Raw genomic sequence first — 23,352 nt, forward strand, 5'->3', positions numbered from 1 at the left:
CTCACAGTATTACATCATTGCTAAAATTGCATTGTATTCCGATTTTGTCTCTGATTATGCAATGTTCTGTTTCCCTTCGATCCGAAAAAAGCATAAATCGGATAATAGGGTGACGAACTTTGCATGAAGGGCATCAGGTGACATTTTCCAGAGAAAAAAAGCTCCCTACCGCTTATTATTCATGAAATTTCTTATGGAAAACGCAGGATATCTATGTTTGGAAAACTTCTAAAAAGTGTCTCATGGCAGGTCAGAGCTGAGCTCCGACGGAGCCTGAAGTCGAACCGGGATTACAAAAAACTACGCTGGAACCCGGTGGAGAGAATACTTATTGCCTGCACCACCCATTACATCCGGGCTATGCTGGTTCTCTGGTCCGCAGCCTTCGCGGCTGTTGGCGTGGTCGAATATTTTCGCCCTGTACTACTACCTTTCGCTCTGCAGCATTTCAAGGGTATTACCACGCTTTCAGGTTGGATGTCTAATTTACTGGGTAGCCAGTTGACTATTATCGGTATCGTTTTTCCACTTGTCGTGGGCCTTATAAGTGTTCTGTTTCAAAAAAAATCAGCAAGGATCCATATCCAATCAGCATATCAACTTCATTCCGGATATTTGTTTGCTGGTCTGAGTGGACTGTCACTTGCCGCATTTATTGTGTTGGGCGGTATGACGTTATCTGTTGGTGACAGATACCTTAATACAGCTTTCGCCGTTACTGCTTTTGTGTGGATGCTTTTCAATATTATTCTGTCTATCTGGTTCTTCGTCTCCAGTCTGAATGTCCTGGATGAGAGCAAGCGCGATCGACTAATGAATAAGTTTTTTTTGTCTCAGATAGTGGATGACTACATTCAAAAAGCATATATTCTGGCGTGGCTGCGCTACCCGGGGGCTAACGTAGGTGAAAATTACCTCGGTAATATTAAAACACTGCCTTACTCAATCTCTGAGAAAGACGACATGCTTCATGTTAAATCTAATATCAGTAAAGGTGATGTTGTTACAGATATTTATGTTAGGCCATTTTTATTTCTGCTGAGAAGGCTAGAGGCGGTAGATGGGCAGGATGCGGAAATTATCATTTTGCCCTCCTTTGGTGTTCGTTCTGGTGAACTGACTTTATTGTCATCGAGAAATATCAAGCCTGTTTCAGGATTGTGGCGGTGGTTATTTAGCCGTTGTATTGTAACAGGGCGCCCTGAGAACAAAAGGGATCTGGATGATATTACTTTTGATTTCTTTGGTGAGGCTTACGATGCACTTAACGATAAAAATATTAGCGTCTTCAGAACAGGGATTGAACGATTAACAGATACCTATACCTCTATCAAAAGAAGTTACAATTACGGGGTCGATAAAAATTATCTGGATGAAGTAAAAGAATCAGGTTTTAGCCATACTTTCAGTGATTCATTCCATTATGAATTGAGAAAGTTTTTTCGTGAATCCGTAAAATCAACGGAATATTCAGGCGAATATTTCCGTGAATCGATGGCCATTCCATTGCAAGTGTACAGAAAAACACAGAGCACGTGTTTTACCGATTTCAGACAGTTTTTACTTTCGCTTTTCAGGGTGTGGCATGTGTTAAACGAGTGGAAAGCGGGACTGGGGGGCCCCCTCTCGGCCAGCCAGGAGCTGACTCACCAGGCCCTTATCCGCGAGTATATCGGACTGTGGGAAGGCTGGAGTATGACCACGATCACTGGCAAACCCGGGAGTGAAGATTCTTCTGGCCGCCTGATGTATCATCTGCATAATACCGCCAGGCTTCTTATTCCGTCAGTGGTTGCCGATAATGCCTCTTCCGTGCGATATGCTCACGACGTTCTCTGCCTCTGGTTTAATCAGAGCCGGTTTACACGGTACTGGGAGGAAGAGTACCGCTGGCACAGTTTCTTCCTGACTCCGGATTATCTGTCCCAGAAGGAGACTGATCCGCAGTGGGATATGTTACTCAGGGGCAGCCTGTATAAAAAAGATGCGGCCTTGTCCATTATATTTTCAAATGCCTTATCTGATTTGCGGTTGTTAATGGCAGGGTATCTTATTGCGCATTTTGAACCGCAAAAAAATATAGACTTAGCCGATCTTGTGAATCATCTCATTATGTCTGAATTATATGAAGATAGAGATACACATGACACGCTGACGCCTGCATTCAGATGTTCTGTCGATATCATTGACATGATACTGAGAATTGAGCACTGTAATCTGCATACGAATACAAGCTGGTACAGTGGGTTATCCGAAACCATTGAGGTTATGAACTCATATAATGAAAGGCCTTACATTCCTGGGCGTATGTATACAGGAGTATATGAAGATTTAGGGAGTCTCTACGGGGCGTTTGCCTTGCTGGCTATAAAGCTCGCAAGGCCTGCGGAACAGGTTACACAGCGTGTTAATGAAGCCCTGGCGGGAGGGTTGTTTTCCTACTTCAGTAAACACAGAATAATTTCTATTCTTGAACGACTGAAGCGAGACCCTTCAGTCCCTTATGAAGGCTATATCATTTCAGAAGCAGATTATGTAACGAATGTGGTTTTTTTTAATGATGTTCTGGATAAATACATTGATGTTTTCAGTCGTAGTAAAATGGCAGATATCCTTGCTGCTGAAGTAGACCAGGAACGACTGCGGAATACCGATATTCGTCTTACAAAAGAATCCCCAGAAATATTGACTGAACATGCTCTACTTAAACATTTCAGCTTTTCTCAAGATACAGAGTGTAATCGCCACTGGCAGGTCAGATTTATCTCAGGCAATGTTTCCAAAGAGTATGTTTCCAGAGAGATAAATCGTAATTTCTACGGAGATTTTCCGTCTGTATCAGATGTAAGGTCAAATATTCTCAACGAACTGCATTATTTACTGTGGAAATCACAGGCCAAACTAACGATGAAAGTTAAAAGCCTGGATGTTCTTCTAAAACAAGTCGCGCGACGGTCCGCTGATCAAAAGAATTACATTCTGGTGATCTATGGTTCTTGCTTCAGTGAAGAATTGAGAGGTCTGGCCTATCAGCGGGAAAGACATGCAGCTTTTGACATACATGCTGATGCGTCAGCCAGGGGTATCCACTCTCTGCCCTTCAGGGTAAATAACTGTATTATTTACCTTGTCCACAATTCCGAACAGGAGTATTCACTTATGGTCAGCACGGAATCCTTTGGTGAACTCAGGCTGTTCAGGTATCCGGATGGAACCCTTTTCAACACCTTCTACCGCAGCAGCGACGATCCACTTGAAGGTGTAATGAAAACGCTCTGGGAGATGGAGATGGAAATCACTGATACACCAGTGGCGCGGTTTGAACATCGCTGATCAAAATTACGGTGACCCCTGATGGGGTCGCTGTTTAATTGAATTAGAGTTATCAATCAATACAAATTTTGCTCCTCAGGGAATAATCACCAATTCGCAACAATCCTTCTCTTTTAGTGCTATTCATACAATAATCCCTTTTCCCCGCTCCTGAGATCCGAAAAAAGGTTGACCCGGATCTGCTTCCCCCCTCCGGGGCGCTGCGGCTATTTAACCCGACATGTGGGGGGAATGCCGCCACCGTCACGCTATATGCTGTATTTTCGCCATCTTTCGTGACCCGGCGAGCAGGGCGGAAAAAGGCCGCCCTGCTTCTTCACTGACCGTGGTACCCTTCCGGAAAGTCGTTATACGTAAGAAAATCGGATCCCGCCGGAACCGGCATCCGGTAATTTAATGGCGTGGTTATATGCCTGGTTATTATCAGGTGAGTGATTATCACAAAGCGCGATAATACAAAAGGCAGGGATGGCGTCAGGAAGATATGTTTTCATGGCGGGAACATTTTATGTGGAATGAGTGAGAGGCGTGATGACATTTAAAGAGTTAATCAGTGTACTGAGACTCATGCACTATAAACTGGAGTGGCTGTGGATCCTGAATTTTGGCACCGGTACACCAGAACTTATAACGGGTGGGCGTTCACTTGCTGGATTTGATGCCCAGAGCAAAACATGGCGTTTTAATGCTGCCGACCGGTGCATTAAAGAAAGCGATAAAGTCTGGCCACCCCTCAATCGCCAGTCAGTTATGCAGCTGGATATGGGAGCAGTTAATTATATAAATCGGATGTACGGTGGTGATTCTGACGATTGACGGGATTTCACAACAGTGCAGGGGCGCTGAGTAATGGCGGGCGGGATTTCACATTTACAAAAACACACAGGAGGATGGCGTTATGGGAAGCCTCAAAGACCAGTTGATGGATATTGAAGCTGAACGATTTGATGAATGGCTTGAGGATAATTACCCGGATGTAGTCCCCAATTCTGAAGAATGGGAGCAGGCCGCGAACCTGTACTACTGGGAACAGGAGGCGCTTGCAGACCAAGCACAATGGGATCATGAACACGGGCTGTTTGTGGCTTCCCTGAATAATATTCAGGAGCGCTACCAGCATGCAAAACAGGAACTGAAGAAGCTAGATGCCCTGCTCGATAAGGAGCAGTCTGAACTGGTGTACAGGATGTCTTTCGTGCATACAGTTACAGTGATGGAGGCATACCTGATGTACTGCGCCAGGGCGCTGCTTGAGCATGACTGGCCACTTTGTCGTTTTCTTGTGGAGTATTACCTGAAGTCCGAACGTGTCAAAAAAAACGAAAAGCAGTCAGCTCGTGAGATGGAACTTCATATGTTCAGACCTGCTGCGCGCAATTATGTTTCCCGAATGACGTTTCATAACGTTAAAACTATTGAGCGCTATTTCGGTGCCGTACTCCACATCCCGCCCGTCTGGCCTGTTAAGCCGCTGGGCATCATTGCAGACTGGCGAAACGATCTGGTACACCGCAACGGCGTGGATGAATACGATGTGCCACGAGTCATATCAGCGCAGCAACTGCAGAATGCCCTGCAGAAAGTATCTGACCTGATAGAGGCCGCTCATCTGTCCCTGCGTCTGGAACTGGATTATTTCGGTAACTGGCGCACCGAGGAAAACCGGGAAATCATTTCATCAGCACTGTACATCCCTCCAGCCGGAGAAGAATCCTGATGACCGGACTCGTTACCCCTGGGCAGCATCCGGCACCTTCAGCGCTGTTACCGGTAGCCATCGACTACCCGGCCGCGCTTGCGCTGCGCCAGATGGCTCTGGTGCACGACGAACTGCCGAAATACCTGCTGGCACCGGAAGTCAGCGCCCTGCTCCATTACGTGCCGGATCTGCACCGCAGGATGCTGCTGGCCACCCTCTGGAACACCGGCGCACGGATTAACGAGGCACTGGCGCTGACGCGGGGGGATTTTTCGCTGGCGCCGCCGTACCCGTTCGTGCAGCTGGCCACGCTGAAGCAGCGCGCGGAAAAAGCCGCCAGAACGGCAGGCCGTGCGCCCGCCGGCAGTCAGGCGCACCGTCTGGTTCCGCTGTCCGACAGCCAGTACGTCAGCCAGCTGGAGATGATGGTGGCCACCCTGAAAATTCCGCTGGAACGTAAAAATAAACATACCGGCAGAATGGAAAAGGCACGCATCTGGGAGATCACCGATCGGACGGTCAGGACCTGGCTGAATGAAGCGGTCGAAGCCGCTGCGGCCGATGACATTACATTCTCCGTACCAGTGACGCCGCACACGTTCCGTCACTCCTATGCCATGCACATGCTTTACGCCGGTATTCCGCTGAAGGTGCTGCAGAGCCTGATGGGCCATAAGTCAGTAAGCTCGACGGAGGTGTACACGAAGGTGTTTGCCCTTGATGTCGCTGCCAGGCACCGGGTTCAGTTTCAGATGCCTGCAGATGAAGCAGTAAGTTTGATGAAGCAGATTACTCAACATGCGCGGTAAACCGGTGCATATACAGAGCTACTAGAATTATCTAATCGAAGCGCAAGGGAGATCTGACCATTTCGTTGTATAAGAAGGTGAGAGCATTTCACGTTTCATTTGCCACTCCGGCGCTATCCCTCGTCCGGCAAACCATATTTTTCCCAGTCCGGAATGGTTGATCCCGTCCAGCACTTTCATCAGCTCATCGCTGTTTGCGCGCGGCTGTATCTCGTCAAACAGGTTTAGCTGAGAAACTCCGGTGGGTGTAAAGTCATTCAGCATCACACCGGCCTTTGCATAACGATGGCCATCTATAAAAATACGATCCAGAGCTTTTACTGCGGCGGTGATGATGTCCCGTGTATCGAGTGTGGGAAGGAGCAGCTTTTCACTGGCCACGTTGCCGTAATAAGTCTCCTTGACTGCAAATGGTGAGGTTTTGACGAAAACCGAGATGTGCCGGCAATACTGTCGTTCTCCCCGTAATTTCTCAGCTGCCCGTTCGGCGTACTGACAAACAGCCTGACGCAGCGCCTCATAGGTTGTGATCCTTTCCCCAAAGGAGCGGCTACAGACAATCTGCTGTTTCGACGGAGGAGCCTCTTCAAGCGATATGCATGCTTCCCCATTCAGTTCGCGTACCGTGCGTTCCAGTACTACCGTGAAATTCTTGCGCACAAAGGTCGGGTTCATGCGGGCCAACTGCAGAGCAGTGGTGATCCCGTAGGTATTCAGTTTTTTGCCGATGCGACTGCCAACACCCCAGATTTCTTCGACTGGCTGCAGGGACAGCAGTTTCTCCGTTCGCTTCAGGTTTCCTGGTGTCAGGGCCAGTACGCCCCCGAACTGGGCCCATTCTTTTGATGCCCACTGCGCAGATTTAGCGAGGGTTTTGGTTGGCCCCATCCCCACACCGATTGTTAACCCGGTCCCGTTCTGGACATACTCGCGTAGTTGCCGGCCGAAATCCTCAAAATTCATGCAGCTATCGATGCCACGGATGTCGAGGAACATTTCATCAATGCTGTACTGTTCCACGCGCGGTGCCAGTTCTTCCAGGTGGGACATTACACGGTTGCTCATGCTGGCATTTATGTGGAATAGAAAATCAATATAAATAATGCATGCTTTAAAAGATTACTATGAACTAAAAGCATACGTCCGAAATTGTTACCATATCTCAAGATTCACAACTAATAATTTCGTATATTAATCCGTCAGGGCAGGTAGTCAGCTATCTGTTTGGCTTCCCTGATGCGATGGCAAAATGAAAAGACCACCGTTATGGGTTTAATAAAAAGATACAGTCTTCTCCAGCTCAGCATGTTAGAAGGATTTTTCAATGGATGTTGAAATCAACTACTGCAATAACATAGATAACGCTTGCATTACACTCTCTGAAAATAAACTTAACATTAAGTTCGCTCCAAATGGCACGGGTAAAAGCACCATATCACGTGCCATTTTGCACAGTGTTTCTCGTGATGCCGCTGGTCTTAACAGTCTGCTACCTTTTAAGTTTCGAGCAGCGAATCCCGACGATTTTCAGCCCAGTGTAACGGGTACAGAGCAAATTCAGGATGTAATGTGCTTTGATGAAAAGTACGTATCTCAGTTCACATTTCAGCCTGATGAACTGATTAGTAACAGCTTTGACATCTTTATCAAAACAGAAGCTTACAACCAAACGGAGCGAGAGATCGACTCGATGGTAATGGCAATCCGGCAGGAATTCAGTGGTAATGATGAACTTGAGCTATTTATTACACATCTTCAGGAGCTTAGTGGTGCGTTCAAGCTGACAAGCAAGGGCTTATCTAAAGCCTCTACTGGGATGAAGGGGTTGGCAGGGGGTAACAAGCTTCAGCATATTCCCTCCGGGCTAGAGTCTTATCAGCCATTTATTCAGAGTCCTCGTAATGTAGAGTGGATCGAGTGGCAGACCAAAGGGTATGAAAATTTCTGCTCACTCTCTGAGGGATGCTGTCCTTTCTGCACAGGTGATTCTCACGATAAAGCAGAACAAATTAGCAAAGTAAGCGCTGAATATGACAAAGCAGTGATCAAAAATCTGGTTGGTATCATCACAGTACTTGATAAATTAGGCGAGTATTTTTCCGAAGCCGCACGCTCCCGTCTGAGGGAAATAACGACGTTACAGGGAGGATTGGAGAAGAAGCATGAAGACTATCTTGTTACCGTAAAGCAGCAGACAGAAAATCTTCTGGCCATGCTCTTAACATTAAAAACCCTGAACAGCTTTACTTTTAACGACGCCGGAAATATTCGTGCCTCTTTAGCCTCTTTTCGTTTGGATGTGAAGTATTTTTCCGAGCTGCAATCTGATAAAACTCTTGCAACAATTGGGCGACTGAACGCCTCGTTAGATAGCCTCATTTCCCAGGCTGGTTTGCTGCAGGGGCAAATCAACAAGCAGCGCGCTGGCATGCAGCGGCTCATTCAGAAACACAAGAAGGATATCAACACTTTTCTGGCATATGCGGGTTACCGCTATCAGGTAGATATATCTGGCGATGGAGAACAGTGCCGTCTTAAGCTTCGCCATGTCGACTATACCGACTATCTCAGTGGAGGTAGCCAACATTTGAGCTACGGCGAGCGTAATGCCTTTTCGATCGTTCTTTTTATGTACGAATGCCTTGCTCGTAAGCCCAACCTGATTATTCTCGATGATCCTATCTCTTCGTTTGATAAAAACAAAAAATTTGCCATCCTAGAAATGTTGTTCCGCCGTGACTCATCTGAGTGTTTGAAAAACCAGACGGTACTGATGCTTACACATGACGTTGAGCCAATCATCGATACTCTGAAGTCGGTGAAGAAGTTGTTTAGTAACCAGGTTACTGCATCCTATTTACGTTATAGCACTGGCACGATAACTGAATTACCTATCCGCGAAAGCGATATTCTGACGTTTGCCCAAATCTGCAAAGTGGTTCTCGAATCCGACTGTGATGACCTGATCAAGCTCATTTATCTTCGCAGGCATTATGAAATCATGGACAATCGAGGTGATGTTTATCAGGTACTTTCTAACTTGTTTCACCGCCGAGAGGAACCAATTGACACACGCCTACCTCTGATTGAAGGAACAGGGTACCCGATGATGGACCCGGAGAGCTTCCTTAATGGATGCAGTTTAATCACTAAAAATATTTTTGGTTTTGATTACCCCCATATGCTGAGCTTGCTGAATGATCCTGACAAAATTCTGTCGTTATATCGAAGCTGCACGAATGGCTATGAAAAACTTCAGGTGTTCCGACTACTGGAACCTGAGGCCGATAACCGTGTCATTCGCAAGTTTGTGAATGAAACCTATCATATTGAAAACGAGTTTATCTGCCAACTAGACCCCACACGATTCGATCTTATCCCGGAATACGTTATTGTTGAATGTGACAGGCTGCTCCTTAATATCGGGGCGTCGAACGATGATGCTGAACTGGAAACGGCCTGAGCGTATGGTCTAGATGTAACTCTTCTTAGCAGTGAAGGTGAGTAGTAATACTCACCTACCTGGATCTCCAATTCAATTGAGCCTGCTGATAAGCAGGCCTTTTTGGTGAGACACAGAAGCCTCTAAAGTTGGGACATGCGAGACATGCGCTTTTTATGCCGCCAGATAGTATCTCCCTGTAATGACAAAAAGCTGATTTCCGTTAACATTAACCCTGTTTAAATATCCAGATAAAAACATTTCCTCTGGGTCAAATGAGTGATACAGTTTCACCCATAAGACCCAATGGAGGCAATATGTCTGAATTTGAATTACTGGCGCAGGATCTGCTTGAGAAAGCAGAGGCGGAAGAACAACTGCGTCAGGAAAATGATAAAAAGCTGCTCGGGCAGGTGCTGGAAATCTATGACCAGAAGTACGTGGCTGAACTGCTTAGAAAAGTTGGTAAAAATGAGTGGAGTCGCGAGACTCTTAATCGCTGGATTAATGGTAAGTGCTCACCTAAGTCGCTGACGTTAGCCGAAGAGGAACTTCTACGAAAAATGCTTCCGGAAGCGCCTGCACATCACCCTGACTATGCCTTCCGGTTTATTGACCTGTTTGCTGGCATTGGAGGTATACGGAAGGGCTTCGAAACCATCGGTGGCCAGTGTGTTTTTACCAGTGAATGGAATAAAGAGGCTGTGCGCACATATAAAGCTAACTGGTTTAACGATGCTCAGGAACACACTTTCAATCTCGATATTCGGGAAGTCACGCTCAGTGATAAACCTGAAGTACCTGAAAACGATGCCTATGCTTACATTAATGAGCATGTGCCGGATCATGATGTACTTCTGGCAGGTTTTCCCTGTCAACCGTTCAGCCTTGCGGGTGTAAGCAAGAAAAACTCGCTCGGACGCGCGCATGGTTTCGAATGTGAGGCTCAGGGAACGCTTTTCTTCGATGTGGCGCGTATTATCCGCGCAAAAAAACCTGCCATCTTTGTTCTTGAAAACGTTAAAAACCTGAAGAGCCATGATAAGGGTAAAACCTTTAAAGTCATCATGGATACCCTCGACGAACTGGGCTATGAAGTTGCGGATGCAGCTGAGATGGGCAAAAACGATCCTAAAGTTATCGACGGAAAGCACTTTTTACCTCAGCACCGTGAACGTATCGTTTTGGTCGGTTTCCGTCGTGATCTGAATATTCACCAGGGCTTTACCCTGCGCGATATTAGTCGTTTTTATCCGGAACAGCGTCCGTCATTTGGCGAACTGCTGGAACCCGTGGTTGACAGCAAATATATACTGACGCCGAAACTCTGGGAGTATCTCTATAACTACGCCAAAAAGCACGCAGCTAAGGGTAACGGATTCGGTTTTGGCCTCGTTAATCCTGAAAATAAAGAAAGCATTGCCCGTACGCTTTCTGCTCGCTATCACAAAGACGGGTCTGAAATTCTGATAGATCGTGGCTGGGATATGGCCACGGGTGAAACAGACTTCGCGAACGAAGAAAATCAGGCGCATCGGCCCCGCAGGCTGACTCCACGAGAGTGCGCGCGCCTTATGGGTTTTGAAAAAGTAGATGGCAGGCCTTTTCGCATTCCTGTGTCAGACACTCAGTCGTACAGGCAGTTCGGTAACTCCGTAGTGGTGCCCGTGTTTGAAGCCGTAGCCAAACTGCTTGAACCTTATATCCTGAAAGCGGTTTATGCCGATTCGTGCAAGGTTGAACGAATCTGATCGCTCCTCCCGGTATTTATGCCGGGAGATTCTCTATGTAATATCTGCGTAAAGCCCTGTCAGCTCAGCAATAAACGCACCTAGCGTCATTAGCTCAGCTCTCACCGCCTCCGGGTATTTTTTGTGCAGAGATGATGGCACGACCAGTCTGACACCCGACTCCCGCATCTCCCGATATTGAGCCAGAGAAACTCCCTCCTGGAGTGTAAACAGATGCACCTGATGAATTTTATCGGCCTCATTCAGTATCTGACGCCAGCGATCCTTACAGGTAGTCTTGACTGCCAGCATGCGCAGATTTTCTACGGGAAACTCAGTATCGTGGTAAGCCCCTGCTGAAGGGAAAAGGAAATCGGGTTTTTTATTACCTTCTGTGACGGCCTGCGTCGCAAAGTGTCGCAGGCCGTGCTCAATGAATAGATGCTCCAGGTGCAGTTCCAGCGACTTCCCGGCTCTGGATTTACGGCGATTGCTGACAGAATTGGCCAGCGCAATAAATTCATCCACAGAGCCAAATCCTTTCCGGATGATATCCAGAACATGCAGTTCCTCAACCAACAGAAATATGTCGTACTCCACGCGCCGGCGGTCAAGAAGTTGCTCATCCGGATCAAGGGAATTTTTCACATAATGGCTGGCTGCATACTGAATAATTTCACTTCCCGACGGAAAGCGCAGGTGCCAGTCTTCAGGTAGAATATATTTATGATTTACTGGCGCTTGCTGTAGAGATAGTCCGCCAAGAATCTGTCCTGCGGGGCCGGATATAAGCGCTCCGGGTATAACTTCACCAATAGCGGTCTCAATGACGTCCTCTTCATCAGTGCTGGCGCATACCCAAATATTTACTTCCTTACAGTCCCCCCCTTGCTCATCAAGCTTGAAAGCCAGGAGCGTCAGAGCCCCTGTATTTTCAGGATCTTGAAGTGGGCTGCCTCTACCCCAGCGGGTAATCCTTTTTTCATTCCGGGTTTTACCAAAATGACGGCTGTTATAATAAATTGCCCGGGCTTCGCTGTCAGGGCAATCATGCGATGACACATGTGCGGTGAGAAAAACCGAAGGGTTCAGTTCACGGGTATGGTTGATAGACGGAAACAGTTTTTCAACGATACCTGAAGGGATATAAAGCCCTACCTGGTGACCACCTGTTGCGCCGGTATCGTTGGCGGAAAGGCGTTTGATGTAGACGAAGTAATTCTCACATGCGATCTCAAGTAGCCAGTTGTGGAAAACCGACATAAGCATCCCCTGTTACCCTGAAACTCTACTCACCATTTTTTCATAATTATATACAAACAACCAGAAAGGCTGTTACAGGCGATTTGATCTGCAACCTATTGGTTAATATGCTCTGATGTGCGCAATCTTCGCTTTTTGCTCATATTGGTTCATTTTATCCTCCGGACTTACCGGTTAATTTTGCAAGAGCCTGTTCTACTTTTTTAATATCCTGCTCTACAATGGTTTTCTCATCAGGCGTGAGCGGGACCTCTTCGAGATAACGCCTGATAGATGTTTTACTCTCCAGCATCAGTCCGCGCGCACTGTCTTTCAGCAGATTAAAATCGCAACCAATGCAGGCCATTCTGTGCGGGCAACTGCTCCAGAATGGATTCATGCAGAAGGACTCACCAAGGTCATAATAGGTTGCCGGACCAGTGGGCGAGACCGCTTCCGGATCGTGATCGACCAGTACGCTTATCATATGGGCTATCCGATCGGCCTTCACAAATGACGCTGCCAGCTGTGTAGGGCGGATGCGAATGTAATGCAGGGTTGACTGTGGTGATGAATGACCTGACCACTGCATCAGTTCATACAGCGACATGCCCTGTGGTACGCTGGCAAGCGCAGTCAGGGCTGAAGCCCGTCCACGGTGACTGGTTATGGCGCCTCCGCTGTCTTCAACCGGCAGCCCCGCTCTAGCGCAGAGGACTGGGATGACCGTCCGGTTAATCACATCGCTGCCTGCCGGCTTGCCGCGATATTGGAAGAGATAACGGACTTTTTCTCCGGTGCGATCATCATTCAGTTTTGCCTGATCCACGGGACGGACGTTCAACCATATGTCTACATATTTTTTTACAATGACAGAGACGGGTTTAACAAATGCTTTCGATGTCTTTCCTGCCGGGACGTTTAGATAACATAGTGTTCCGGCAGGAACGACACTACCATCCTCCCTGATAATGTCTTCTGACTGAGGCGTGACGCATTCCGTAGTCAGGCGCAGGAGTTCATTCTGTCGTAAACCTGCATGGGTCCAGATAACAGCCATTGCCTGAAGCATGGAAAGGGGATAGTGAATTTCACTGAGCAGGTCTTCGTGGCGCAGGTTCAGACTGGCCCAGATGAGTTTGAGCCAGACGGGATCATCTATCACTCTCGGATTTACACCACGGCGAAAAAGTGGGGTATCCGGCGTGAAAAGGTGACGGGCGGGGCTGAAATTAAGGCGTCCCCAGCCCCAGAGTTCGAAATCGCTCATAAATCGTCGCAGCGAATAGATAAAATGTGCACGTGAATGTGGCATCATGGGCTCTCCGGAGCGTTTGGACTTCCGCAGTCCATGTTCAGTCCCCAGAGACAGCTCATCCACTTTCATTCTCCCCACAGCAGCGATAAAACTGGCACATGTCTCAATAGACCAGTCTGTCGGGACCTTCACCTCGGGATGCTCCTTTGCCAGCCAGAGGCCGCAGCGAAGAATAAAGCTGTACTGGTTTTCACGGGTTCTGGGACGAAGCACAGATGTCTCACGCCAGCGTCTGCACCACGCGACCCATTCAGGGCTGATATTTTCGACCGGCTTCTCATGCCATTCGGTGTAGTTACGCATTCGTACCGGCTTTGCAATAATGCCAAGTGCGGCAAGCCCATGAGAAATTTTCCCTACGTGTCTTGATACGCGCTTATCGTGGTACTGCTGAGCTTGCCAGAGAAGCTCTGTGGTCATCTCTTCAAGCCTGGGATTATCATTGAGTAGCATCAGCAGACCCAAGGGGGAGGAAACGGCATGCCGCAGGTGCTGCGGGGAATAGCCCAGAGATATCAGTGCTTCCGACAGCCGGTTCAGCTGGTCCCGGAAAATCGCGTTGCCGTAGATGGCACTGGCGTAAAGCGACAGAGTGTTTTCATGAGGGATCTGAAGCGGCGACGTGAATGGACCGAGATAATATGCAAATGCCATCATAAGTGGTTTACCGCGACGATATTTATCAAACAGGGAGATCCACTGGTCTTTCCGCCAGTTCCAGCAGGGTTGCCCTACATTTTGCATTTCAGTCAGCATCGCCATAATTACAGTGCGGGTAAGTCTACAGCCGGTGCCACTGTTGTTGGCGATATCCAGCAGGGGGGTGATCAGGGAAGAGAGGGAACCGGACCTGCCATAGTTACGGGAGCGTTTATGGCTTGTACTTAGCGCTTCTTTCTGCTCAGAACTAAAGCCAGCGTGCAGGTCATAATCTGCACGGCAAAAATGCGCGTATATGAAACCTTTATCACGCTTGCCTGTCATTCTCTCTCTCCGGGCCAAACATGATAGCTGCGATTTTCCGGTCAGTCTCCGCAACAGTCGTCGCCATTCTGGCCGCAAGATCAGTGCCTGAAAGATGGATATATATCTGCGTGGTGCGTAGATCACGATGACCAGCATAGGTTGCTATCTCATGCAGCTTCCATCCCGCCCGGGCAAGATGTGTCAGTCGCAGGTGACGAAAGGTGTGCGTGGTCAGAAATGGCATGCTGGTCCTGTCTGACCACTCGCGAACCGTTTTAGTCCAGCTCCAGTATGAAAGCGGTGAGCCATAATTTCTGTCAGAAAACGAACGGAACAGTGCTCCACCAGTAATACCCGTTTGCCTCAGGTTCCTGAGATGTGCTGCCAGTACCGGCGTAATCGCCGGGCCGTAGCAGACCACCCGTTCGCGTTTGCCTTTAGTGTTTTCGGCGCGAATCCGTATAAGCCTGTGGGCAGGATCGATATCCTCTATGGTTATTGTTGTCACCTCAGAGCGTCTTAGCGCACCATGATACGCCAGAGCTAGCATCAGGCGATCGCGCAATGAACAGTCTGATATATAACCCAAGAGATGATACCACTGGCCGTCATCCGGAATTTGTGGCAGTCGTGTTATTCGCTGGACCATACCGCGTCCTGCTGAAGGCATGTGGGGTGTGCCTGCTCGCGGTAAAGGGTTCCGGATAATTACCCCCATGTAAATCAGATAGTCAAACCACAGACGTATAGCAGAAAGGCGAAGCTGAAGCGTTGCACTGGCTGCAGACTGAGGCATGCCGGGTAACTGGGGGCGAATGTACGCAGCGATATCTTCAAAGCTTGCCTGTTCGGGGGGCAATTCCTGCTGGCAGCAGAAGTGAAAGAAGTGAGTAAGTGCGCCGCGGTAGGCATGAATTGTCGCCGGTGACCTGCCGAGATCGGATAATAACCCCAACCATCGTTCTGCCTGTGAACTGGCAGGAGTACAGAATAAAGTGGTGAGCATTGTTTTCTCCTTTGTAATCAGGAACCCTGTTCAAAGTTTACACAGGAAATGTTGCATTCCACTTAACTTACTAGAGCTCATAATTACTGGAGAACGTGACGATGGGTTCTGGAAATGACATCGCTTTGAGCTGAAACCATGGTACGCCCATTTTTATACCCAGAATCTTGGCTTCCTTTGAGCGTGCGATCACACAGCCATCATTGTTGCTAAGCACTACTACTGGTTTGCCACGCAGGTCAGGACGAAAGACTTTCTCACAGCTCGCATAAAAGCTGTTCACGTCGGCTAAGGCGAACATCACTGTGCTCCGCGAGTTTTATGAACAAAAGCGGTAACAACTCCAAAAATCTGTAGCTGTTCTGGCTCTGGCCATAGCGTTGGATACGCAGGATTCATTGGTTGCAGCCCCGGACGTGGGGTGAGCAGCAGTCGTTTAACGGTAAATTCACCATCGATCTCCGCGATAATGATATCGCCATGCCGTGCTGGTTCGGCCTTATCAACAACCATTAAATCACCTGAATGAAGACCGATGTCTGTCATTGAATTACCAATAGCTCGTACAAAGTAAGTAGAGCCACGTCGCTGAATGCAGTATTCGTTCAGATCTAGTTCGGCTTCTACATAGTCTTGTGCCGGGCTGGGAAAACCTGCGGAACAGCTCTCGATAAACAATGGAATCGATACTTCTGGCGGCTCTGATGTTGGACTAAGGAAGGATAAAACACGCATGATCTCACCCATTGATTAACTGTATGCATATACAGTATTAATTGAGGGGGTGAAAGAATCAAGTACTGTTTTTTAACTTGTTGATAAAGCATCGTTTGATGTTATTGTCTTATCATTACGTAAAACAGCAGATAATGATAATTAGACAAATATTAGTGCACTAACGCATTGAAAAAAGGAAAAAATATGTGTGCAGAAGAGGTAATAAGCTCCGTAGGTGATTTTCTTAAGGTGGTGAAAAGATTCTCACCGGGAAATGAAAAAGTTTTTTATCGTGGGCAGGGAAATGCTATTCATGGAGTGAATTCCAGCCTTTATCGCTTGTTAGATAATACGAAATTAAAACCGTTTAATATAACACAGTATAATTTTATTACTCAACAAATGCAGACTGATGACATTTCAGAGTATGTGTTGGCACATAAGCTTTATGAGAATTTTAAAGATAATCATGTTGTGTATCCTGATGTGAATATAATCAGCGGATACACTATGAACGAAATTGATCTTCATGTGACAGCTCAACACTATGGTTTATCGACAAGGGTTATCGACTGGACAAAAAGCCCATTAGTTGCTCTGTATTTTGCTACAGAAAAAAGAAAAAATTCAGATGAGCTAACTGATGCTTCTGTTTTTATGATTTGGGATACTCCAGATAGTAAATTAGATGTAGTGCAAAGCTCGAAATTTCTCGCTGCAATAAAATCAGAGAAAGATGCTTACAAGGAAATTTACCGTCGAAGTTCTCAGTTTTATAAATCTAACCATGCTCTTTATATTTCGAACCCTTCTGATCCAGTTTTATTGAAAAATATAAAAGATTATCTGGATGATGTAAGTTCACTCTTAATTCATTATGAACCAGGGACAGGGATTAAATTATATTTGAATCAAAGCCTTCATCTTTTTGATTTAATGACTCTGAATTTCAGTTTTACTGGTCAAAATCTTGTCACCCGTTTGTTTGGGAGTTTGACACAATTCTTAGGGGATCTAGACTACAATTACAGTAGGAGTCACGATAACGTTGATATTTTTAATAAGCATCAGACTATAATAAAACCACTACCGATAAATCAACGGGTAAAAAACCAGCAGGGCGTATTGCTTTTTTCAAATAAAATAAATGAAGAAGTTTATGCGGCCTCCATGTTTGGTGCAAGTAATACGGTGTCGAAAATAGATGAGGAAAGTCTTTCCGGTTTACAATCAAACTCGGGGCTTTTGAAGATAGTCATTCCAAAAGAGAAAATTATTGAAATCAGGAAGGAACTGGATTTATATGGATTCACTAAAGAATTCATATATCCTGAGATAATGTCTTTCACAGAGTATATGCAAGAGAAAATAGTTTCAGAAAGTCAAAATTGAATATATACCGTTATTTCATGATTTAAATGCGGAGCATACCAGCTCCGCTTTTTATTGTCGTAACCATTGAAAATGGATCGAGCTCTGATCTAATATGACTCTGTTGTACCGTTGCGTTGTATGCAACATGCCAATGCCTCGGCGATCTGAGAGAGGCGCCTTCGGGTGATCGCCATGCCAATGCCACCGTGACCTGAGAGGTGGCGCCTTCGGGCGGTAACTTCGTTTACCCTTTGAAAACGAAGATCGCATACAGTTTGAATCTGGCGATGAAGGTCCCTTTCACTTCTGTATCTGTTTTTTAGGTACGTCTTGCAGCCGTTGTCTGGTCGCAATTTTCTTATCGTTTTCACTCTTTATGACGCTGCTGGCCGTTGCGAACTTTGCAGCGTGGATATGACCATTTGGAACATTTGGGCATCTTCCACGACTGCATTGAGAGCAGAGGAGCGCGGCGTCACTTGTGCACGAGTGAAACGAGTACCAAGTGACGCGCGCAGCGCATAACTGGCAGAGCTGACGCACTGCCATTTCGACAACTTTTTTACCAACTGACCAACACGTATTTAAAGGTTTAAGGGCCTTAAAAACGTACTTCATTCACTGTTTGTTCATTTATCAACCAAACGTCTTTCCCGTAAAAACGGGTAAGGACTTCATTCTGAAAGGAGAAAATCGACACGATATCGATGGCGACACCAGTCAACATACTGGTGTGTGGAAGCAGACTGATTAATTTCAGCCCGGTGTAAACCGCGAACAGGTCAGAGACCTGGGGAGCTTCGCAATAACTCAACATTTCGCCGCCCCGATGCACAGATATCTGTCGAGACGCAGGAAGGGCAACCATAAACCGTGCCGTCGGGGTGAAATTCATCGTCTGTAGCTGTGGCGCAGCCGGTGTCAGTGCTTTTCCGTTCACGCAGACGGAAAAGCACTGACACCTGTTTAAATGGAGGGTTGTTTATGGCAAAACTGAATAAAAATCTTAAAACACTTGCCAGGCAGGCAGGGGGAAGTTTTAAAACCGTTTCTGACCGAATGAAAATTGCGGACAGGTTTGCCGAACGTTTATTAAAACTTAATGTTCAAATCAGAGATATTAAAAATATCAAGACGGGGCATATCGAGTTGTATATGAAGAGCCGCCTTTCCGAAGATATTTCCAGACGCACACTTCAGAACGAAATGGCAGCTATCCGGGCTTTGTTACGTGTTGCGGGGAAAACATTCATGGCAAATCCTTCTCATGAAAAACTGAGCAATCAGGCTCTGGGTATTTCGGAAACGAGCCGGGATGGAACTAAGGTTGCTATTCCCGATGCTTATTTTCGGCAGGTATTGACGTGTGTAGAGCAAAAGGATGATGGCGTTGCATGTGCAATGAGATTATCCAGATTACTCGGGTTAAGAACAGAAGAAACAGTACAGTCTGCTAAATCGTTGCGTACCTGGCAAAAAGCTTTACTCAATGGTAACGAAAAAATACGTGTTGTATTTGGGACAAAAGGAGGACGACCAAGAGATACAACGGTATTAGATCGCGAGTCAACTCTGGCTGCAATCAATGCGTCCCTTAAACATTTGAATGAAAATAATGGAAAGTTGATTGATAAGCCATCATTACATACAGCGATTGAACGTTATCGCAATGTTGTCCGTGAGTCCGGATTAACAGGAAAATATGCGCCTCATAGTTTACGCTATGCCTACTCTGTTGATGTCATGAATTATCATATGAAAAGAGGTTTCACTAAAGAAGAGGCACAGGCTCTGACATCAATGGATCTGGGACATGGCGATGGCAGGGGACATTACGTGGCTCGTGTTTATAATATGGTAGAGGGTAATGAGTAAAAGAGTTTTTGTTTCTGGTGACGATTCGGTTATTGGGCGTGTGTTTTTGGGATGGGTGGAACGGGTTTTACGTATTGTATTATAGACAGGGGGCATTATGAGATTGCCTGTTCACAGGAGGCACATGCGTATTACGGCGACAAATTCACCCGTACTGATGTGTATTAGCTCAGACTTGACCTGACAGTTTTATCTGGCAGCACACAATCAAATCTGACAGTCTGCTTTGAGCTGTGAATTCAACTGACGAACTTCACATGCCCAGAAAAGTGCCGTTCGCCAGAATTGTGTTTTAGGGTTTGCTGATAACTGCAACGTCTAAAATTGTACTACCATTTTCATGGCTTACCTGGCCACTAACACGCACCAGATCCTGAGCGTCGAAATGTTGCCCGTTCCAGACCTTCTGCTGAATGCGCACTTTGATGGTGCCGGTAGGATCACGGAATGTGTACCATTCCTCCTGTTGCTGACTGATAACATTGCCTTCCAGCGTTACCCACGCCCCTTCGCGCATTGAAGGAACGGCCTGAATACGACTTTGACCATTCTCCTGCTGAACTTTATGACCGGCGTACATGCGCTCAGTGACGACAGGCTCTTTCTCAGCGGAGAAGCCGCCCTGCGCTGCCAGGGCAGGAATGGCGATGAATGAAGTGAGTAACATACCGGTGACGTTGAAGAACTGACGACGAATCTGACTGAAATATTGTTTTTGCATAGCAGGTTCCATTTATGATTTTACATCCTCCCAGGGGGGATGATTTGATGATAAATGAGCGCCTGTAAAAGCTCAATTGCTATCCCCGGTAGGGGGATAAAAATGTGATGGGCTTCAGAGATAAAAAACCCACCGGGGGGTGGGTTCAGAGAAGAGTCATGTAAGGCGAAATCAGCGGGTCACGCCGATCCAGCCGTGATAACCCATGTAGATGCCAACAAGGGCAATCAGTACGCTTGAGAAGTACGGGGCCCGACGTGCCAGCGTATCCAGGCCGCTCCAGCGTTTTGTTGCCTGACGAACGCTGAAAGCCGCTGCTGCGCCCACTGAAACCAGCGTAATCGCTAACCCAATGCTGAAACACAGTACCAGCGCGGCACCGAGCGTAAATTCTTTCACCTGGATGCAGAGCAGCAAAACGGTAATGGCTGCCGGGCAAGGAATGAGTCCTCCGGTCAGGCCGAACAGGATAATTTGCCCGGTGGTTACGCTGCGATTGGCAAAGCGTTTTTTGATGTCGTTCGCGTGCGCTTTCTCATGGGCGTCCTGATACTCGGGGGAATTAACATCCAGTCCCTCCAGCGCGGAGTGATCGTGGTCATGATCGTGACCGTGTTCATGCTCGCGGAATTCCACATCATAATCGTGTACATGGCCGCGATGACCCAAAGAGAGACGAACATCAAAACTGTGCGGCTCCGGGATCGCCAGGGCCGATTCCATAAACCCGTCTTTTTCGATGAAATCAAAGGCCTGTGAAAATGTTCCTGTGCCCCGGTTAGTGACCAGCGAGATATCGCGGGCTTCCCATTTCTTGCCGCTGAGCGTGCGTAAACGCCAGTGAGGCGGCTGGCCTTCCTCGAAAATTGAGAGTTCAATGCTGCCATGACCGGTATCGATGATGCGGGTTTCGTCGTGATCGTGATGACCGTGGCCGTGTTCCTCTTCCTGCTCCATCTTCCACAGTTTTTCGCCGCGCCAGGTGCGCCAGAACATCCATGCCGCCGTGGCAAGAATGATGATCGCTGAAATCAGCTGGAACCAGGGTTCAGCCGATTCGGCGGTGAATTTCTGACTGACATACATTCCGCCCATGGCAATCAGCCAGACAACTGACGTGTGCGAAATGGTCGCAGCAAGCCCTAATAATACGGCTTGTTTGACCGTTCCCCGGATAGCCACAATAAAGGCGGCCATCATTGTTTTGGAGTGCCCGGGCTCCAGGCCGTGAAGCGCACCCAGCAGGATCGCGCTGGGGATGAACAGCCAGGCATTCGCCACGCCTTGCTGTAAAAGAGCAGAAAAATCAGTCATATTTCGCTTGCCTTAAAGATACTTGGTTATCTCTTTAAATTCGCTAAGCGTGTTATCAGACTCAGTGTAGTCGGCATGAAGGGCGTCCTCCAGGCAGTGATCCAGATGGTCATGAATTAAGGTACGCTTCGCATTCGTTATCGCCTTTTCCACAGCGTGCAGCTGCTGGGCGATATCCAGACACGCTTTTTCATCTTCGAGCATCTGGATGGTACTTTTCAGGTGCCCTGCGGCACGCTTAAGTCTTTTAATAATGTCAGGGTGTGATGCGTGAACGGTCATGATTTATCCTCTCCAGGTGGAGGGGATAAGATAATGTGTATCAACGCCATGGTCACACGTTTTATCGGCTTATCCTCTCCTGCCCGTTTGTCTGTTTTACGGAAATTACTTCTCTTTCTTCGGCCATGAAGGGTGTTCATCATCAATGACGAAATCATGCTCATGGGTCGATTCGTTGTTTGTTTCTGGATCGGTGTGGCTGTGAACCTGGGCGTAAACTTCATGCTCAGGCCGCCAGATAAGAACGGCAGTAATCAGTGACAGTGCGGCCACAATGGTCAGGGCGATGAACGAAGCCTGTGTCCCCCATGTTGCACCGACCCACCCGGCCAGCGGATAAGTCACCAGCCAGCATGAATGCGACAGTGCAAACTGGGCGGCGAACAGTGCCGGTCTGTCTTCAGCCGTAGAAGAACGGCGCAGCAGGCGACCACTCGGCGTCTGAGAAAGCGAATAGCCCACGCCCAGCAGCGTCCAGAGCACAACCAGCGTGATGTAATCCTTGAGGAAAATGCCCAGCCCCAGGCCAACGACTAAGAGTACGGTGCCCACAAGCATCGGCATGCGGTCACTCATTTTGTCGAGAAGTCTGGGGAGAATCAGAGCCGATATCATGGATCCGACACCGAAGAAGGTCAGCGCAATGGCGGTGGAGCGCTGCGAGAGACCAAAGTCCGCCTGAACCAGAACCACGGTGTTGACGATAACCATCGCACTTGCTGCGGCCACGGCCATGTTGAGTGCCAGCAGGCCGCGCAGTCTTGGGGTTTTCAGGAAGATGCGCATGCCCCGTGTGGTTTTGTCATAGATGCTGCGGTTGACCGTTAACGCTTTCATCTTTGGCAACGTCACGGAAACAACCAGAGTCGCTGAGGCGAGGAACCCGACCGCCGTACCGGCAAACAGGTTGTGGAAGTTCATGACCGTCAGCAGCGCCGCCGCCAGCATGGGGCTGATTACACTTTCCAGATCGTAGGCCAGACGTGACAGAGACAGCGCCCGGGTATATTCGCGTTCGTCAGGAAGAATATCCGGGATTGTCGCCTGGAAGGTTGGCGTAAACGCCGCCGAGGCAGACTGAAGAATGAAGATCAGGATATAGATTTCCCAAATCTGGGTGACAAAAGGCAACGCGACAGCCACGAGGGCGCGAACCAGATCCAGCGTCACCAGCATGGTTCGACGCGGGAATTTGTCGGCAAAGGCCGCTGCCACAGGCGCAACCAGAATGTAGGCGCTCATCTTGATAGCCAGTGCGGTACCCAGAACCGCCCCGGCCCTGTCTCCGGCAAGATCGTAGGCTAACAGCCCCAGGGCAACGGTCGCCAGACCGGTGCCGATAAGGGCGATAACCTGTGCCATAAACAGGTGGCGGTAGGTACGATTAGAAAGAATATTGAGCATCAGGAAATCTCTTGGCTTGAATTTACATCCCCCCCAGGGGGATGTTGAAAGCATAGAGGGAGCTGAAAAAAATGACAAGCTTTATCCTGGTGGGGAGGATTAAAGAGACATTCGTCAGTA

General features: G+C 47.7%; 16 protein-coding genes and 3 pseudogenes. 8 read left to right on the forward strand and 11 right to left on the reverse strand.

From position 1 onward, the window contains the following. Positions 1 to 213: 213 nt before the first annotated feature. The 4 genes from ACJ9Y9_RS02165 (at position 214) to ACJ9Y9_RS02180 (ending at position 5,841) form a co-directional block, all read left to right on the forward strand. Positions 214 to 3,333, forward strand: coding sequence for a hypothetical protein (locus tag ACJ9Y9_RS02165; RefSeq protein WP_407226053.1), 3,120 nt, complete (start codon positions 214 to 216; stop codon positions 3,331 to 3,333). Positions 3,334 to 3,861: 528 nt separating this feature from the next. Further along, positions 3,862 to 4,149: a hypothetical protein gene (locus ACJ9Y9_RS02170; RefSeq protein ID WP_123923331.1), complete on the forward strand. Its 288-nt coding sequence runs from the start codon at positions 3,862 to 3,864 to the stop codon at positions 4,147 to 4,149. Positions 4,150 to 4,231: 82 nt separating this feature from the next. Continuing rightward, positions 4,232 to 5,050, forward strand: a complete 819-nt coding sequence (locus tag ACJ9Y9_RS02175) for a hypothetical protein (RefSeq protein WP_032676604.1) — start codon at positions 4,232 to 4,234, stop codon at positions 5,048 to 5,050. After that, positions 5,050 to 5,841, forward strand: a complete 792-nt coding sequence (locus ACJ9Y9_RS02180; protein ID WP_032676605.1) for a site-specific integrase — start codon at positions 5,050 to 5,052, stop codon at positions 5,839 to 5,841. Before ACJ9Y9_RS02175 ends, ACJ9Y9_RS02180 begins: the two co-directional genes overlap by 1 nt. Before the next feature lie 27 nt (positions 5,842 to 5,868). On the opposite strand, the pseudogene umuC reads toward ACJ9Y9_RS02180, so the two are convergent. Then, positions 5,869 to 6,915, reverse strand: a pseudogene (gene umuC / locus ACJ9Y9_RS02185) (translesion error-prone DNA polymerase V subunit UmuC); the annotation flags it as partial. 250 nt (positions 6,916 to 7,165) lie between these two features. On the opposite strand from umuC, the gene ACJ9Y9_RS02190 reads away from it, so the two are divergent. Beyond that, entirely contained in the window at positions 7,166 to 9,304 is a 2,139-nt protein-coding gene (locus ACJ9Y9_RS02190) for an AAA family ATPase (RefSeq protein ID WP_407222983.1), read from the forward strand. 296 nt (positions 9,305 to 9,600) lie between these two features. Then, on the forward strand, positions 9,601 to 11,034 hold the full coding sequence (locus tag ACJ9Y9_RS02195; RefSeq protein ID WP_039025476.1) for a DNA cytosine methyltransferase: 1,434 nt from the start codon (positions 9,601 to 9,603) through the stop codon (positions 11,032 to 11,034). 33 nt (positions 11,035 to 11,067) lie between these two features. Here ACJ9Y9_RS02195 and ACJ9Y9_RS02200 read toward each other — a convergent pair whose 3' ends face one another. From ACJ9Y9_RS02200 to umuD, 5 genes and pseudogenes are all read right to left on the reverse strand, one after another. Then, positions 11,068 to 12,276: a type II site-specific deoxyribonuclease gene (locus ACJ9Y9_RS02200; RefSeq protein WP_407222984.1), complete on the reverse strand. Its 1,209-nt coding sequence runs from the start codon at positions 12,274 to 12,276 to the stop codon at positions 11,068 to 11,070. 154 nt (positions 12,277 to 12,430) lie between these two features. Then, positions 12,431 to 14,557, reverse strand: coding sequence for a tyrosine-type recombinase/integrase (locus ACJ9Y9_RS02205; RefSeq protein ID WP_407222985.1), 2,127 nt, complete (start codon positions 14,555 to 14,557; stop codon positions 12,431 to 12,433). Further along, positions 14,541 to 15,545, reverse strand: coding sequence for a tyrosine-type recombinase/integrase (locus ACJ9Y9_RS02210; protein WP_407222986.1), 1,005 nt, complete (start codon positions 15,543 to 15,545; stop codon positions 14,541 to 14,543). Before ACJ9Y9_RS02210 ends, ACJ9Y9_RS02205 begins: the two co-directional genes overlap by 17 nt. A 73-nt stretch (positions 15,546 to 15,618) precedes the next feature. Further along, positions 15,619 to 15,846, reverse strand: a pseudogene (locus tag ACJ9Y9_RS02215) (DNA polymerase V subunit UmuC); the annotation flags it as partial. Then, positions 15,846 to 16,280, reverse strand: a complete 435-nt coding sequence (gene umuD / locus ACJ9Y9_RS02220; protein WP_032676607.1) for a translesion error-prone DNA polymerase V autoproteolytic subunit — start codon at positions 16,278 to 16,280, stop codon at positions 15,846 to 15,848. The pseudogene ACJ9Y9_RS02215 and the gene umuD, both read right to left, overlap by 1 nt. 186 nt (positions 16,281 to 16,466) lie before the next feature. Here umuD and ACJ9Y9_RS02225 point away from each other — a divergent pair, with 186 nt between their 5' ends. Then, positions 16,467 to 17,654, forward strand: a complete 1,188-nt coding sequence (locus tag ACJ9Y9_RS02225) for an FRG domain-containing protein (protein ID WP_032676608.1) — start codon at positions 16,467 to 16,469, stop codon at positions 17,652 to 17,654. Positions 17,655 to 18,237: 583 nt separating this feature from the next. Here the strand turns inward: ACJ9Y9_RS02225 and ACJ9Y9_RS02230 are convergent. After that, positions 18,238 to 18,531, reverse strand: a complete 294-nt coding sequence (locus tag ACJ9Y9_RS02230; protein ID WP_123923334.1) for a hypothetical protein — start codon at positions 18,529 to 18,531, stop codon at positions 18,238 to 18,240. A gap of 89 nt (positions 18,532 to 18,620) precedes the next feature. On the opposite strand from ACJ9Y9_RS02230, the gene ACJ9Y9_RS02235 reads away from it, so the two are divergent. Continuing rightward, positions 18,621 to 19,511, forward strand: coding sequence for an integrase domain-containing protein (locus ACJ9Y9_RS02235; protein ID WP_032676611.1), 891 nt, complete (start codon positions 18,621 to 18,623; stop codon positions 19,509 to 19,511). A gap of 239 nt (positions 19,512 to 19,750) precedes the next feature. On the opposite strand, the pseudogene nirD reads toward ACJ9Y9_RS02235, so the two are convergent. The 4 genes and pseudogenes from nirD to nirA all read right to left on the reverse strand — a co-directional run bounded on the left by nirD (position 19,751) and on the right by nirA (position 23,232). Next, positions 19,751 to 20,244, reverse strand: a pseudogene (gene nirD / locus ACJ9Y9_RS02240) (nickel resistance OB fold protein NirD). Positions 20,245 to 20,403: 159 nt separating this feature from the next. Then, positions 20,404 to 21,546 carry a nickel/cobalt efflux protein RcnA gene (locus ACJ9Y9_RS02245; RefSeq protein ID WP_032676613.1) on the reverse strand — a complete coding sequence of 381 codons (1,143 nt, stop codon included), beginning with the start codon at positions 21,544 to 21,546 and terminating at the stop codon, positions 20,404 to 20,406. A 12-nt stretch (positions 21,547 to 21,558) separates the two neighbouring features. Continuing rightward, positions 21,559 to 21,828 carry a nickel-sensing transcriptional repressor NirB gene (nirB, locus tag ACJ9Y9_RS02250; protein WP_032676615.1) on the reverse strand — a complete coding sequence of 90 codons (270 nt, stop codon included), beginning with the start codon at positions 21,826 to 21,828 and terminating at the stop codon, positions 21,559 to 21,561. Positions 21,829 to 21,933: 105 nt separating this feature from the next. After that, on the reverse strand, positions 21,934 to 23,232 hold the full coding sequence (gene nirA / locus ACJ9Y9_RS02255) for an MFS transporter (protein ID WP_032676616.1): 1,299 nt from the start codon (positions 23,230 to 23,232) through the stop codon (positions 21,934 to 21,936). Positions 23,233 to 23,352 lie beyond the last annotated feature (120 nt).

It is taken from the genome of Enterobacter sp. CPE_E1241, from assembly GCF_045618265.1.
Lineage (GTDB): Bacteria > Pseudomonadota > Gammaproteobacteria > Enterobacterales > Enterobacteriaceae > Enterobacter > Enterobacter adelaidei.

What these genes read in the sequence shown, in the direction of transcription:
- ACJ9Y9_RS02235 (WP_032676611.1), top strand. Translation starts at nt 18,621, where the DNA reads ATGGCAAAACTGAATAAAAATCTTAAAACACTTGCCAGGCAGGCAGGG.
- ACJ9Y9_RS02175 (WP_032676604.1), top strand. Translation starts at nt 4,232, where the DNA reads ATGGGAAGCCTCAAAGACCAGTTGATGGATATTGAAGCTGAACGATTT.
- ACJ9Y9_RS02230 (WP_123923334.1), bottom strand. Translation starts at nt 18,531, where the DNA reads ATGAATTTCACCCCGACGGCACGGTTTATGGTTGCCCTTCCTGCGTCT.
- ACJ9Y9_RS02180 (WP_032676605.1), top strand. Translation starts at nt 5,050, where the DNA reads ATGACCGGACTCGTTACCCCTGGGCAGCATCCGGCACCTTCAGCGCTG.
- ACJ9Y9_RS02190 (WP_407222983.1), top strand. Translation starts at nt 7,166, where the DNA reads ATGGATGTTGAAATCAACTACTGCAATAACATAGATAACGCTTGCATT.
- nirA (WP_032676616.1), bottom strand. Translation starts at nt 23,232, where the DNA reads ATGCTCAATATTCTTTCTAATCGTACCTACCGCCACCTGTTTATGGCA.
- umuD (WP_032676607.1), bottom strand. Translation starts at nt 16,280, where the DNA reads ATGCGTGTTTTATCCTTCCTTAGTCCAACATCAGAGCCGCCAGAAGTA.
- ACJ9Y9_RS02200 (WP_407222984.1), bottom strand. Translation starts at nt 12,276, where the DNA reads ATGTCGGTTTTCCACAACTGGCTACTTGAGATCGCATGTGAGAATTAC.
- ACJ9Y9_RS02210 (WP_407222986.1), bottom strand. Translation starts at nt 15,545, where the DNA reads ATGCTCACCACTTTATTCTGTACTCCTGCCAGTTCACAGGCAGAACGA.
- ACJ9Y9_RS02195 (WP_039025476.1), top strand. Translation starts at nt 9,601, where the DNA reads ATGTCTGAATTTGAATTACTGGCGCAGGATCTGCTTGAGAAAGCAGAG.
- nirB (WP_032676615.1), bottom strand. Translation starts at nt 21,828, where the DNA reads ATGACCGTTCACGCATCACACCCTGACATTATTAAAAGACTTAAGCGT.
- ACJ9Y9_RS02225 (WP_032676608.1), top strand. Translation starts at nt 16,467, where the DNA reads ATGTGTGCAGAAGAGGTAATAAGCTCCGTAGGTGATTTTCTTAAGGTG.
- ACJ9Y9_RS02205 (WP_407222985.1), bottom strand. Translation starts at nt 14,557, where the DNA reads ATGACAGGCAAGCGTGATAAAGGTTTCATATACGCGCATTTTTGCCGT.
- ACJ9Y9_RS02165 (WP_407226053.1), top strand. Translation starts at nt 214, where the DNA reads ATGTTTGGAAAACTTCTAAAAAGTGTCTCATGGCAGGTCAGAGCTGAG.
- ACJ9Y9_RS02245 (WP_032676613.1), bottom strand. Translation starts at nt 21,546, where the DNA reads ATGACTGATTTTTCTGCTCTTTTACAGCAAGGCGTGGCGAATGCCTGG.